This is a genomic window from Parasphingorhabdus cellanae, from assembly GCF_017498565.1.
GTDB classification, from domain to species: Bacteria; Pseudomonadota; Alphaproteobacteria; order Sphingomonadales; family Sphingomonadaceae; genus Parasphingorhabdus; species Parasphingorhabdus cellanae.
On sequence record NZ_CP071794.1, the window covers coordinates 2,634,957 to 2,648,387 of the forward strand.

The following is a 13,431-nucleotide window of genomic DNA, read 5'->3' on the forward strand; positions in this document are numbered from 1 at the left end:
CTAAGGTCAGGCTATCCAAGTCGTAAACATAAAGGAATTTTCATGCCATCCAATTATCTATTCCGTGTACCAGCTGTATTGACCGCTACGTTCATTTTATCTGCATGCGGTAGTGCGGATGACGAGAACAGCCTGACCGGTGCGTTTAACAAGAATTTTAACGAGAGCTGGAATACAGAATTCGTAGCGGGATGTGTAGCGGAAGCCACAAAAGCAGGAGCGGCTGAAGCGGATGCTACGCCTCTATGCGACTGTATGGCCAAAGAGCTCAACGAAAAGCTTGATGGCATCGGTGAGAAAATGAACCCACCTCAGGAAAAGTTGGAAGCAGCCGGTGAAATCTGCTTCGGCAGCATTTGAGACTATCTGCTTTAGCTGATGGAGGCTTTCGTCAGCCGACTTATCTCGCGCTGTTTTTTCGGACCGGTTGATGCACTTTTCAGTGTTCCAAGGGCCGCACCTGGCGTTACCTGTTTCAGACGCTGCAATTCGCTTTTGAACCGTTTCAACTCTTTGCCGCTGAGCTCAGACCGCTGAACAAATTTCACGGAGTTGGGGTTGATCGTCCGGCCATTGCGATACAGTTCATAATGAAGATGAGGGCCAGTCGATAAGCCCGTTGAGCCGATATAGCCGATTATTTGCCCCTTGCGCACGCTGCGTCCATTGCTGACCGCGATACGGCTCATATGGGCATAGCCCGATGCAAGCCCGCCGCTATGTTTGATTTTTACAAACTTGCCATAACCGCCTTTGCGACCGGCGTAAGTGACCTTGCCATCGGTGACCGCATAGATCGGGGCCCCATAGCCGCCGCCAAAATCAATACCGCTGTGCATTCTTTTATACCGCAATATGGGGTGCCGACGCATCCCGTAATTAGATGTCCTCCGACCGCGGGTGGGACGAACCAGCTCGCCGCGAGATTGGCCGACGCCCGATGCTTCAAACCAGTTTGAACGCCCACCACTTGCCCATTTTAGCATCTGTGCTTTGGCCTTACCATCGCGCTCAATGCCCGCGTAAAGAAGATCACCGACCTCAACTTCCCCGGTTTCGGCGCGGCGATAACCAAGAATGATGTCAAACTCGTCGGTCGACCGGATATCACGCGAGACCGACATTTTTTTTCCGATAACCTGCAGATATTTTTGAACTGCCTCTGCTGGCGCGCCAGCGGCGCGAGCGGAGCGATATAGGCTGGATCCGACTGTGCCTCTTATCCGCAGAGGCGTATTGTCTACTACGATCGGCTTACGGTTGAGTTTTAGCTGATCACCATTGCGGAGAATTTCGAGATTCAAATCAAATCTGGCCCGGAACGCCAGCTGGTCTAGAGGGCGTGGCTGATTTTTAGACGACCGGCGACCCAAGGTTACATCTATCTTTGTGCCCGGTTTGATTTCGTCTAAAGTCACCGCACTGGAAACCAGATTCGTTACTTCGCGAGCTTCTGCATTGGCTACACCAGCACGCTGCAATACCCGCCGCAAGCTATCGCCGCGGCCTAAGGTTGCAACCAGTTCAATAGACGGGCGCTCCGGGCTTTGCGCCAATGGACGCACGGCATCCGTAGCAGCCATTCGAACGCCAGTATCAGATCCATAAGCCAGTGGGGCAATTGTTTGCGATCGCGCTTGATCCGCACGAAAACCGGTTAGCGCTGCACTTTGATGGCCATTAATTGGGCCGAAATCTGGCAGAAAGGAGATTGCTATACCGCAGAGTAAAACCAAAGTGGCGAGACCGCGAAGCCAAGTCAGGCTACCAATGTCGCGCCCGAGGTCCGGCACCCAATCTACATCACTTAACCGGTCCCGCCAGTCGTCAAAAGCGCTGGTCAAGGCTTCGGGCATGGTGAATATCGGCGCAGGTGGGTCTGCTGCAACGGCTGCAGCCCCGTTTCCCTGATCGGCAAGCATGTCGATACTCTTGAACAAATGCACCCCTTGGCGACGCTATCTTTTTATACGCAAAGATAAAACTCCGTCACAATATCGTTTCTTTCTCTGTGAAGGAATAGGGTTAATGTCAAATTAAGATCATGGTCAGATCATACGCTATGCGATAAAACGTGTAAAATCGCAGACATCCAACTATATTGGCAAGAATCTGGTCAATTTTATAAGGAATCTGCTTGCCTGTTTGATGCAGATGCGGTGAGGTAAGGCAAATGTCCGACTTCTCCCAGTCTCCTGTTATCGCCGTTCTTGGCCCAACGAATACCGGCAAAACCCATTTGGCGGTTGAGCGGATGTGTGCCCATTCCAGTGGGATGATCGGTTTTCCGCTGCGATTGCTGGCCCGTGAAGTTTATGATCGGGTGGTCGCTTTGAAAGGCGTCAATCGCGTGGCTTTGGTTACGGGTGAGGAAAAAATTGTTCCGCCGGCCGCGCGCTGGTTCCTCTGCACAGCTGAAGCGATGCCGATTGACCGGGATTTCAGCTTTGTGGCCATTGACGAGGCACAGCTGGGTATAAACCCTGAACGCGGCCATATTTTTACCGACCGAATGCTGAATATACGCGGTCGGGATGAAACAATGATCTTAGGCTCCGATAGTTTGCGGCCATTGGTTGAGCAGTTGATACCGGATGCTGAAATCATCTCGCGCCCACGATTTTCAACGCTGAGCTATGCCGGACCACGAAAGCTATCGCGGTTACCACGACGCTCCGCGATTGTCGCATTTTCAGTTGAGGACGTTTATGCGATCGCTGAAATGCTTCGGCGGCAGCATGGCGGGGCTGCGATTGTAATGGGATCATTGTCGCCGCAAACCCGCAATGCGCAAGTCAAAATGTATCAGGACGGCGAGGTGGACTATCTCGTCGCCACGGATGCAATTGGCATGGGTCTAAATCTTGATGTGTCGCATGTCGCATTTGCTGCTCTAAAAAAATTTGATGGCCGCCGCCGTCGCCGCCTGACGCTCTCAGAAATCGGTCAAATTGCCGGTCGCGCCGGTCGTCATCAAAAAGATGGCAGTTTTGGAGTGCTATCGGGACTGGCATCTTCCGACGAGTTGGAGCCCGAAGAAATCGAGCGGCTAGAAGATCATAGCTTTCCACGATTGGAATGGCTCTATTGGCGTAATGCTGACCCGGATTTGTCAAGCGTTACAATGCTCATTCAATCATTGGAGGAAAAGCCAAAGGACCGGCTGTTGCAGCCCGCGCCTGAAGCGGTTGATTTGGCTGTCCTGAAAAGACTGGCCCAGGATCCCAATGTCAGCCGATTGGCAATGGGGCGTGATCAGGTGCGTTTGCTTTGGGAAGCGGCGTGTATTCCCGACTTTCGCAAGATAGGCGCGGATCATCAGGCGCGTTTTGTCGCTTCACTATGGTCTTATCTGGCTCAAGGTAGCGGCCGCATTCCCCATGCCCGTATGGCTCAGGAAATCTCTCGATTGGAAAATGTCCAGGGCGACATATCTACTCTTGCCGCGCGCATATCTGCTGCTCGCAGCTGGAGCTATATTGCGCAAAAATCCCGTTGGGTCGAGCAAGCTGACGTGATGGTGGATCGCACCCGCCTATTGGAACGGCGACTGAGTGATGCGATGCACAATCAGCTGACCCAGAGATTCGTCGACAAACGCACTCGCGTCCTGATGCGTGGGCTCCTGAAAGATGCCTTGCCACAGGATGTTGGACTGGAAGCAGATGGCGCGGTATTGGTGGATGGACTGGAAATTGGAACGCTGAAGGGCTTCCAATTCATTGTGCCTTCGGATAGCCGGAGAGAAGACCGCAAGATGCTGCTTGCCGCAGCGGAAAGATATTTGGGACCAATTATGACCGACAAAGCTGACGCGTTGGCAAAAGCCTCCGATAGTGAATTGACATTGGCCGCCGATGAAACTGGTCAGCCGGTCATATATTGGCAAGAGGCGAAGCTTGCATTGCTGACCAAGGGGAAGAATCTCCTCCATCCCGAAATTAAATTTGATCGCGCGCTTAAAGATATCTCACCTGAAAATAGCAAAAAAGCAGAAGAACGGGTCAAGCAGTGGGTCGAGACGATGAAGGCCAAGCATTTGGAAGGGCTCGTCAAAATTGATGCGCTTGCCAATGATGCGAATACACCGGCCTCGGTCCGTGCGTTATTTGCGCAGATCGTCGAAGCCGGTGGAATCATTATGCGGCGGCAAATTGATCAGGCAGTTCGGGCGCTAGATAATGATATGCGCGGTGTAGCGCGGCGTGGTGGGCTAGTTTTCGGTGCCCTCGACATCTTTCATCATGCCTTGATGAAGCCAGGCGCCGTGCTCTGGCGCAATGCTCTGTTCGCTGCGCTAGATGAGCAGCCCATGATTGCGCTACCCGGCGATAATGCCGTGCATCTTAAAGATTGGAAATTTGCAGCTCCAGACCATGCCAGCCGATTGGGGTTCCGAAAAATCGGCAATGAATATGTGCGCGTCGATATGGCCGAGCGTCTTGTCAAACAGGCGCATGAGGCGCGTCAGGCGGGACCGGTTTTTCCAATTGACCCAGCGCTTGCTACATCTCTTGGTTTGTCAACGGAGATACATGAAGCGTTGCTCGACATGGCTGGATTTGTGAAAACTGAGGACAAACCTCAGATTATTGAACCGGATGAAACGAAAGAATCGCAAGCAGCTGCAACGGACGTACCAGTAACAGACGACGTCAGCAAAGCTGGCGCCGTTGAGTCAGAGGATTTTCTAGCGTCAAACGATGATACTCAACCTGAGGCGCCGGCAGTATATTGGCGTTGGAAGGGCATGGGTAAGGCTCGTTCAGGAAAGCATCATAAGAATTACAACAAGAAGCCCCCTAACAAGCGGCCGAATAAATCTGGTACCGGTTCACGCAAGACCGAGCCTGTCTTAGCGACCGCTGGCGGTGCCTTTGCTGAACTGGCGGAACTGAAAAAGGCTATGAAAAAATAGGATGCGGCGTTGAGAAGCAAAACAGCTGTTGAAACAAAACCTGACCCTCTGGCGCTCAGGATCGACAAGCTGCTTTGGTATTTACGTTTTGCTGGCAACCGGACGATGGCAAAAAAACTCGCCAATAAGGGCCATGTCCGTTTAAACGGTCGCCGGGTGGATCGCGCGCATATGATGGTCCGACAGGGGGATATCTTAACGATTCCGCAAGGCCGCGAAGTGCATGTCATCCGAATAGCAGTGTTGCCACTGCGGCGCGGCAGTGCGCCGGATGCGCAAAGCTGTTTTGAAAGACTGCGCACTGGTGAATGAAATAGGACCGAAAACCAACTGTTGACGTTCCCAATTTTGCGCAATAGCAGATATCGATGGTCGTAAATATAACGGCCTGTAAGATGGAGTAGACGACCCGATGACTTATGTTGTTACCGACGCATGTATTAAATGCAAATATATGGACTGCGTGGAAGTCTGCCCCGTTGACTGTTTTTATGAAGGTGACAATATGCTCGTCATTAACCCCAGCGAATGTATCGACTGCGGTGTGTGTGAGCCAGAATGTCCCGCCGAAGCAATTTTGCCGGATACCGAAGACGGTCTGGAAAAGTGGCTGGAAGTGAATACCAAATATTCCGAAAGCTGGCCGAACATAACCGTCAGCCGCGAGCCACCCGCTGATGCGGATGACTTCAAAGGCGTTGAAGGAAAGTTTGAAGCGCACTTCTCTGAGAAACCCGGCGAAGGCGATTAAGAAAGTTTTTTAGAGGATTTCTTTTTGAACCTCAGGCGCCGGGCGGGCCCATCCGTGCCCTTGGCTATCCTCGCATAAGCTCGGGCGCGTGATCGCGCTTGCCGACGCGATGCGTCGGATCAGCGCGACCTTCAGGGGTATCACCAAGCCGGGCGCAGCGAGGCAAGGCCGACCGGCCGCCGCGCCTTATTGGCGCGTAGCCAAGTGGGCAGATGCCCGCGCCCGGCGCTTGAGGTCCAATAAAAGTTGTGCGTTGCAACGATAAATTGCTTTTTTGTGACGAATCTGCTAACACTAGTGTCGGTTAGCGGCTGGGCACGGGGGGTGTTCGGTCGTTATATGTATGAACAAAAGGGTTTTTTCGTCGGGGTTTTGAGAAATTTGACTGGAATCATCCTTCTTTTCCATTGAGAAAGAAAGGCTTTTTATGGCTGCGAATACGCTGTCCTTTGATGTGGGCGATTATGTGGTTTACCCAAAACACGGTGTGGGCCGTGTGATCGAACTGCAAAATGAAGAAATTGCGGGCATGCAACTGGAACTTTATGTTCTGCGTTTTGAAAAAGAGCGCATGACGTTGCGTGTACCAATGAACAAGGCAGAAGGCGTCGGCATGCGCAAACTGTCTTCTGACAAGACGCTGAAAGAGGCGCTTGAAACACTAAAAGATAAACCGAAGGTAAAACGCTCCATGTGGTCGCGCCGCGCCCAGGAATATGAAGCGAAGATCAACTCGGGTGATCTTGTCTCTATTGCCGAGGTAACCCGCGATCTTTTCCGCGCTGATGATCAGCCAGAACAAAGCTATTCCGAACGTCAGATTTTCGAAGCGGCCTCCAGCCGTCTTGCTCGCGAATTGGCTGCGATGGAAGAAACCGATGAGCCAACCGCTCTGGCGAAAATTCTCGAGATCCTGAATATCGCGGCACCGCAATATTATGAGGTCAAGGAAGACTGATCACTCTGATCTGATTTCAAATTGATATCATCAAGGGCCGTCCCAGAAATGGGGCGGCCTTTTTTGTGCCCATCGAGATAAGGATGGTTGCTAGAATATCGCTACCTTGCAGGGGTTTTGGTAAATAGAGAAATTACCGTTTGTTGAGAGATATATATAGCTACAGAATGCTTTAGGAGGCTGCAACAAATGAAAACGGCGACGCTTTGCAGCGTCGCCGTTTTTGAAAATTGAACCAATTTGTTAGCTTGAATGCTTTAGAATTCGTAACGCACGCCTAGAACAATCCGCCACAATGATGAGCTGGTTGTGACATTTTCTTCATCATCAGGATTGAAACTACTAATGATGTATTGGCCTGTCGTTGCATCGAAGCCGCCACCAGCAACTTCCACCCGGTCTGAACGATCACGAAAGGTGTTGGCGCTGCTATCAAAAATATTCAACAGATTGTCGATATCAGCGAAGATTTGAATTTTATCTTCAACACCGAACAAACGACCGGGACCAGGGATTTCCTGACTGATACGTAGGTCAAGGTCATAGGACCAGTCGTTGCGGCAGGTGTTTCTGCTAATCGAGCTTCCGAGGAAGTTGCGGGCACAACCCAAGCCGTTTGCATAATCAACCAGAGCTTGAACGGCAGCCGGATCAGATGCTGCTGACAGATTAGGATCGTCGATGCCTGTTGGAATGTAAAGCAGCGCATTGTCTGATCCTGAACTGCTGTCCGCAAATACACCCTGATTGTCGAATGTCAGACTGTAAGGGCGACCTGACTGTGCAATGAAGCTAAATCCTAACCGAGTTGCAAAATCATCAAAGAAATATTCTTTGAAGTCGAGCTGCGCAGTGATCCGGTGCCGGGTTTCGAAATTTGACGTTGAAACTGCAGGATTTTGGCGATCAAACGCGGCCGTGCTATCAAAGCTGGATGTAGAGGTAGAACTCGCAAGGTTCCGTCGGTTGTTTGAATCAACAAAAGCATAACCAAGGTTGATTTTGGTCGACCCCGCTTCAGTAAAGACGCCGCCCAAGAAACGTTTGCCCAGACTGAGACCAAATGCGTGGCTGCTATAGCCCGCTGCATTGGTGAACTGTATTTCGTCGTCCCGGCGGGTTGAGAAACACTCAGCTGTCACACCGGTATAGGTTGGCGGGGTTCCGCCTGTTCCAGAAAGAACAGCATTACATCCGGCGGCATCTGGATCAATTGCACGCAGAATCGGACGACCGTCCACTGTAAAGCCATTCACACCCAATGCTGGATTTGGAACCTGGGAGAGATCGACAAAGTTATAAGGATTACGGAACCGGCTATAGATATAGTCGGCCTTGATATTCCAGTTGTCAAAAAACCCGTCATTGCCGGTGAAGTTCAAAACACTCTCAAAGCCAAGATTGGCACGTACCACGGTCGCGATTTTAAGATCAGGGTCGGTCGATTGTGTATCAGCCAAACCGGCAGATGATGTGGCAGATGCTGCTTCCACAACACAGGCGGGGATACCGGAAAAGGTTCCACCTGGGGTTACGTCGATCTGTCCATTGGCATCACGCAATGGATCGCAGCCGCTGACCAAGCTGTTGGCTGCCGCGGTAGAGAAGCCATTATTTGAGAAAGCGTTTGAGAACCAAACAGTGGGATCGCCGCCGGAGTAGATACCTACACCGCCAGTCAGCACAGAATTACTGAGAAATCCGTCATTGTCGAAACCATAGTTGAACGCAACGCGTGGCTGGAAAACTGGATCCAGACGGCTGAATGAATTGCGGTTGGTGAAGCCGTAACGAGACAAAAAGTTGGGATTGGCACGTGGTGCATCGCCATTGTACAAATCGGTTCTGATACCAATCGTAACAGACAGATTATCGTTTACACGCCAATCATCCTGCGCATAAAATGACCAGATCGTCCGTGACCAATCAGCCGCTGCTTCGTTAATATCGCCGGAAGGGGATGCAGCGATAACCGCTCCACCAATGTTTCCGCTCGCAGCATCACTTGGACTGGAAAAAGCTGATGTAAAGCCAGTCCCACCTGATAACAGGCCAGCACGCAAGTCATCAACATTCTGGAAGAATAGAGTGCCTGTTGCGTTGATCGCAAAGAGATTGAAAATATCGAGCTTGTTATATTCCGTGCCAATTTTGATATCATGATCGCCAGCGGAATAGTTAGCCTGAAATTTCACCAGATCAACTTGCCGGTCCAACTGGTTAGCCGAACGGAAAATTCCCGGACCGGCAATAACTGCACCATCTACACCTGAACCATTGCCAGCAATGACACCACCGCCAAGATCTGTGCTATTGTCGATGCCGACAACAATGCGGTTGATTGGATTATCTGATTGTGCTTCGCCTCCGCCGACAGGACCTTGAAGATCACTCACTTCAGAGCGAGACACACGCAACTCAGTGGAAAGGTTATCTGTCCATTGCGAATAGAGGCGAGCCGAGTAATAATCCGATTCTGTACCTTCCAATTCGAAACTATTTACACCAGTAATTTCACTGTCGCGCTGATCAAAGTCATCTTCTTCTACCCGACCTTCTTTAAGGTTCTGATATGTAACTTCAAGACGATGATCATCATTGATCAACCAGTCCAATCGTCCAAAAAAGCGTCGGTCGGTTTGGGGAAGTGTGCGAGCAATTTCGCCCGTATCAATGCCATAAACAGTGTTCAGCACATCTGAAATTTCATCGAATTGCGCTTGATTGACACCAGCTGCCTCATTCGCAAATCCTGCTCCTGCCGGGCCGTTGTCTTGACTATTGCCGAGATCGGTTTCTTCATAAGCAAAGAAGAAGAACAGCTTGTCTTTAATGATTGGGCCAGAGAGCGTTGCGCCCCAGCGATAGCGATCAAAAGGAGACTGTGTAATGTTTTGGCCATCCACTGTGTCGCCCGTCAGGCCATCGCCCGTATAAGTAAAAAAGGCCGTGCCGTGAAAGTCATTCTCACCGGATTTTGTGACAGTGTTAATTGCACAGCCGCTGAATTGACCATACTCAACATCAAAAGGCGCAAATTCAACAGATGTTTCGCGGATTGCATCAAAAGGAATCGGCAATGAATTACGCGCGGCAAAGGGAGTGTTGTTGAGGCCAAAAGAATCTGATTGAGATATGCCATCGACAGTGAAGCTATTCGACCGAGTGTTTCCGCCCAAACAGGACACTTCGTCTACTTCATTGCTCCGATCCAGCGATACGAGCGGATTGAATTTTATTATATCGCGAACATCGCGGGTAACTGAAGGGAATCCTTCTAAGGCTTCCAACCCAAACGCTTGTCCAGGACCCACAGCAAGTTGAGATACACCAGCACGTGTACCCGTAACGACGATTACATTTTCTTCAGAACCAGATGCAAGCGTAAAGGTATAGTCAGTGTTACCTTGAAGGTTCAAAAACTGGTTCTCAACCGTTTGGCCTTCGAAGCCCGGTGCAGTTGCCGTAATTGTGTAAGGGCCACCGGTGACAAGCGTTTCAGCGCGAAACAAGCCGTTGGATCCAGTAGAAATTGTTCTTTTCTGACCGGTTCGAGTATCGGTGATTGTGACAGTAGCGCCGGAAATGGCGGCACCACTTTCATCAGCAACTTTACCTTCGACGCCAGATGTAATCTGCTGCGCTGCGGCTGGAGTGGCCATCAGGCCGGCTGTGGAAAGGCTGACAACGCTGGCTGCCAATAGATATTTCATTTTCATGTTAAGGTTCCCCATTTGCGGTCTTTTACAGTGATGGACATGATCGGCGACGCGGTGAACGTCCTGAACGCCATGTAATCGAACTGCTCCCTAGGGGCGTAAAATGACAGTTTTGTCTCAATCGCAACGACTTTGTTTTGCGCTGCAGCATTTAATTTTTATCCACAGTTTATCAAGGGCTTGGAAAATCGGTTGATAAATGGCCGAGTTTCACTGCGGAATGAAGCTATCTTATTGAATTAAAGTATTTATTGATTCCAAAATAGCGGAAAAATCGCTCGTAACGACTGTTTTTGACTGTTGCGAATTTATCACGATATCTGCATGCATCTGTGAAGGCGCGACAAATTTTTCGTGCATCGGATCGACCTGACTGCGAAAAACTTCTCGGACCGAGTCGGCCGTGCGCCCGCGTTCCCTGACATCACGTTCTAGGCGTCGTTCAAATCGGATGGCGCTGTCACATCGCACAAAAACAGATAGATCAAATAGCTGCCGCAAGGGAGCGTGGTGCAGGATCAATATGCCGTCGACCAATATGATCTGCCGTGGCTCGGTAAGCTCCGTTTCCATCTTGGGCATATGCGTTGGAAAATCATAAAGCGGCCGGTCAATTGATTGACCCTGTTTTAGTAAAGATAGTTGCGCGCGCATCTTGTCAAAATCAACCGCATCGGGGTGATCGAAATTCGGACCTCCCTTACCTTCCGGGGCATCGCCATAACCAAAAAAATAGTCATCTTGTGGCAGGATGACGCATTGATCAGCGCCCAATGTCCCATGGATATAAGCCGCCAGTGTCGATTTTCCTGAGCAGCTGCCGCCACTAATCCCCACAACTTTTGGACTCATACCAATCCAATTTCGCGAAGACGTTCCATCAGATAATCATGGGCCGTAATCGGCTCTGGATAGAGATTGGGATGATCCTCATCTATGGATTGCGGCAAAGTCTCGATTAAATAGTCTGGCCGGAAGTGAAGGAAAAATGGCATCGAATAGCGCGAATGTCCGCGCCGTTCTGGTGGCGGATTAACTACCCGGTGTGTCGTCGATGGCAAGCGGTTGTTGGTCAGTCGTTGCAGCATATCGCCAATATTGACGGCGAGCTCACCTGGTTTCGGAGTCACAGGGCGCCAATTGCCTTGTTTGTCCAGCAGCTCAAGCCCCGCTTCTTCTGCTCCGATAAGCAGGGTAATGGTGTTGATATCTTCATGCGCTGCGGCGCGCACGGCAGGTGAATCAGCTGGTACCGGCGGATAATGGATGAGACGTAATATACTGTTACCGTCGCGCACTGTGTCGTCGAAGAAATTGGGCTCCAATCCCAGGAAGCGTGCAATCCCTTCCAATATGCGTTGTCCCGCCTTGTCAAAAGCAGCGAACAGCTCAAGATAGCATTCGCGAAAGCCGTCCACTTCTTCCGGCCAAATATTGTCACTCATAAACGGTTCAAACGCATGTCCGCTCGGCAACTGCCGACCGATATGCCAGAACTCCTTGAGGTCGTGTATGTTGGAATCTTTAGCCGCCTCTGTACCGAAAGGCGTGTAGCCGCGGGCACCGCCGCCGCCGGGAACATAATATTTGCGTTTCACACCATCCGGCAACGCGAAAAACGCGCGGGACATGTGCTCGGCTTTTGCGATCAATTCATCCGGAATGCCGTGATCTGAAATAATGGCAAAGCCCCAGTCGGAAAAAGACTGGCCGATGCGTGATGAAAAAGCATCCTTGTCTTTGTCAGACAAAGCAAGAGAGATAGACGATAATGTATCATTGGTATGCGACATGCTTCTATGATGCTCTGCTTATCCGTTTTGTCAATCTATCCACTCAACCCAGGGATAATAATAATCCGGCCAAGGCTGCACTCATTAGATTGGCGAGCGATCCGGCGGCTAGTGCTCTCAGACCAAGGCGGGCAATTACAGGGCGCTGATTGGGTGCCAGTCCGCCGGTAACGGCCAGTTGAATAGCAATCGACAGAAAGTTAGCGAATCCGCATAAAGCAAAAGTCACGATCGCAACGGTAGTGGGCGACAATGTATCACCCATATTGCCCAGATCGCTAAAAGCCACAAATTCGTTCAAGACCACCTTGGTTCCGAACAGGCCGCCGGCTGCAAAAGCCTCTTCCCAAGGTACGCCCAGCAGGAACATGATGGGCGCAAAGACATAGCCGATAATCTGCTGGAAGCTAAGGTTGGGTTGACCAAACCAGCCTCCGACGCCGCCCAATATACCGTTGGCCAAGGCCACAAGCGCGACAAAGGCGAGCACCATGGCACCAACAGCTACGGCAATTTTAACACCGGTTTGCGCGCCCATAGACGCGGCCATAATGATATTTGCCGGTTTCTCTTCCTCATAGTCCACGGCAACCACCAGTTCTTCCGGTGCTTCGGCATCAGGATCATCAGGCATGATAATTTTTGCCATCAAGATACCGCCAGGCGCCGACATAAAAGCGGCGGCGAGAAGATAATCAATCCGTATGCCCATCGAGGCATATGCGGCCAATATGGTGCCAGCCACCCCGGCCATGCCGACACTCATTACCGTAAACAGCTGAGACTCAGTCAACTTTGCTAGATAAGGACGAATAACTAGAGGTGATTCCGATTGGCCAACGAAAATATTCGCTGCGGCACAAAGAGATTCAACTTTCGATATTCCAGTGACTTTCTGGATTCCACCACCCACCCATTTGATGATGAATTGCATCACTCCGAGATAATAGAGAATTGAAATCAAAGCCGAGAAAAAGATGATGACGGGCAGTGCGGCGATGGCAAAGCTGTTTCCGCCCATGTCAGGGTTTGCGAGCGGGCCAAAAATGAAATTCGTGCCGTCTGCTGCATATCCAAGGAGGTTCGAAACGCCAGTAGACATGGCTTGGATGATATCTTTACCCGCTGGCACATAAAGTACGAGCACAGCAATCCCGGCCTGAAGTGCAAAGGCTGCCGAGACCACACGAAGACGCACTTTGCGGCGCCCGGTTGAAAGGGAAAAAGCGAGTAGAAGGATTACCGCCATTCCGGCAATGCTTGTCAGAATCGAGGTCATTAGCGGGTTGTCC

General features: G+C 50.8%; 10 protein-coding genes. 5 read left to right on the forward strand and 5 right to left on the reverse strand.

Annotated features, from left to right (window positions below):
* Positions 1–42: 42 nt before the first annotated feature.
* Entirely contained in the window at positions 43–360 is a 318-nt protein-coding gene (locus tag J4G78_RS12705) for a hypothetical protein (protein WP_207986907.1), read from the forward strand.
* A gap of 11 nt (positions 361–371) precedes the next feature.
* Here J4G78_RS12705 and J4G78_RS12710 read toward each other — a convergent pair whose 3' ends face one another.
* Positions 372–1,946, reverse strand: coding sequence for a M23 family metallopeptidase (locus tag J4G78_RS12710; protein ID WP_375140340.1), 1,575 nt, complete (start codon positions 1,944–1,946; stop codon positions 372–374).
* A gap of 227 nt (positions 1,947–2,173) precedes the next feature.
* Here J4G78_RS12710 and J4G78_RS12715 point away from each other — a divergent pair, with 227 nt between their 5' ends.
* The 4 genes from J4G78_RS12715 (at position 2,174) to J4G78_RS12730 (ending at position 6,627) form a co-directional block, all read left to right on the forward strand.
* Positions 2,174–4,918, forward strand: coding sequence for a helicase-related protein (locus tag J4G78_RS12715; protein WP_207986908.1), 2,745 nt, complete (start codon positions 2,174–2,176; stop codon positions 4,916–4,918).
* A 9-nt stretch (positions 4,919–4,927) separates the two neighbouring features.
* Entirely contained in the window at positions 4,928–5,230 is a 303-nt protein-coding gene (locus J4G78_RS12720; protein WP_207986909.1) for an RNA-binding S4 domain-containing protein, read from the forward strand.
* Positions 5,231–5,330: 100 nt separating this feature from the next.
* Positions 5,331–5,669 carry a ferredoxin FdxA gene (gene fdxA / locus J4G78_RS12725; protein WP_207986910.1) on the forward strand — a complete coding sequence of 113 codons (339 nt, stop codon included), beginning with the start codon at positions 5,331–5,333 and terminating at the stop codon, positions 5,667–5,669.
* A gap of 427 nt (positions 5,670–6,096) precedes the next feature.
* Entirely contained in the window at positions 6,097–6,627 is a 531-nt protein-coding gene (locus J4G78_RS12730) for a CarD family transcriptional regulator (RefSeq protein WP_108811228.1), read from the forward strand.
* Positions 6,628–6,884: 257 nt separating this feature from the next.
* On the opposite strand, the gene J4G78_RS12735 is transcribed toward J4G78_RS12730, so the two are convergent.
* The 4 genes from J4G78_RS12735 to J4G78_RS12750 all read right to left on the reverse strand — a co-directional run bounded on the left by J4G78_RS12735 (position 6,885) and on the right by J4G78_RS12750 (position 13,418).
* The gene (locus J4G78_RS12735; protein WP_207986911.1) at positions 6,885–10,346 is read right to left on the reverse strand and encodes a TonB-dependent receptor; all 3,462 of its coding nucleotides are present in this window, start codon (positions 10,344–10,346) and stop codon (positions 6,885–6,887) included.
* Positions 10,347–10,577: 231 nt separating this feature from the next.
* The gene (udk, locus tag J4G78_RS12740) at positions 10,578–11,198 is read right to left on the reverse strand and encodes a uridine kinase (protein WP_207986912.1); all 621 of its coding nucleotides are present in this window, start codon (positions 11,196–11,198) and stop codon (positions 10,578–10,580) included.
* On the reverse strand, positions 11,195–12,139 hold the full coding sequence (locus J4G78_RS12745; protein ID WP_207986913.1) for an isopenicillin N synthase family dioxygenase: 945 nt from the start codon (positions 12,137–12,139) through the stop codon (positions 11,195–11,197). The genes udk and J4G78_RS12745 overlap by 4 nt, the downstream gene beginning before the upstream one ends.
* A gap of 43 nt (positions 12,140–12,182) precedes the next feature.
* Positions 12,183–13,418: a NupC/NupG family nucleoside CNT transporter gene (locus J4G78_RS12750; protein ID WP_207986914.1), complete on the reverse strand. Its 1,236-nt coding sequence runs from the start codon at positions 13,416–13,418 to the stop codon at positions 12,183–12,185.
* Positions 13,419–13,431: the final 13 nt, after the last annotated feature.

Coding starts and splice junctions, on each gene's coding strand:
- J4G78_RS12715 (WP_207986908.1), top strand. CDS start 2,174: ATGTCCGACTTCTCCCAGTCTCCTGTTATCGCCGTTCTTGGCCCAACG.
- J4G78_RS12735 (WP_207986911.1), bottom strand. CDS start 10,346: ATGAAAATGAAATATCTATTGGCAGCCAGCGTTGTCAGCCTTTCCACA.
- udk (WP_207986912.1), bottom strand. CDS start 11,198: ATGAGTCCAAAAGTTGTGGGGATTAGTGGCGGCAGCTGCTCAGGAAAA.
- J4G78_RS12730 (WP_108811228.1), top strand. CDS start 6,097: ATGGCTGCGAATACGCTGTCCTTTGATGTGGGCGATTATGTGGTTTAC.
- J4G78_RS12750 (WP_207986914.1), bottom strand. CDS start 13,418: ATGACCTCGATTCTGACAAGCATTGCCGGAATGGCGGTAATCCTTCTA.
- J4G78_RS12745 (WP_207986913.1), bottom strand. CDS start 12,139: ATGTCGCATACCAATGATACATTATCGTCTATCTCTCTTGCTTTGTCT.
- J4G78_RS12705 (WP_207986907.1), top strand. CDS start 43: ATGCCATCCAATTATCTATTCCGTGTACCAGCTGTATTGACCGCTACG.
- fdxA (WP_207986910.1), top strand. CDS start 5,331: ATGACTTATGTTGTTACCGACGCATGTATTAAATGCAAATATATGGAC.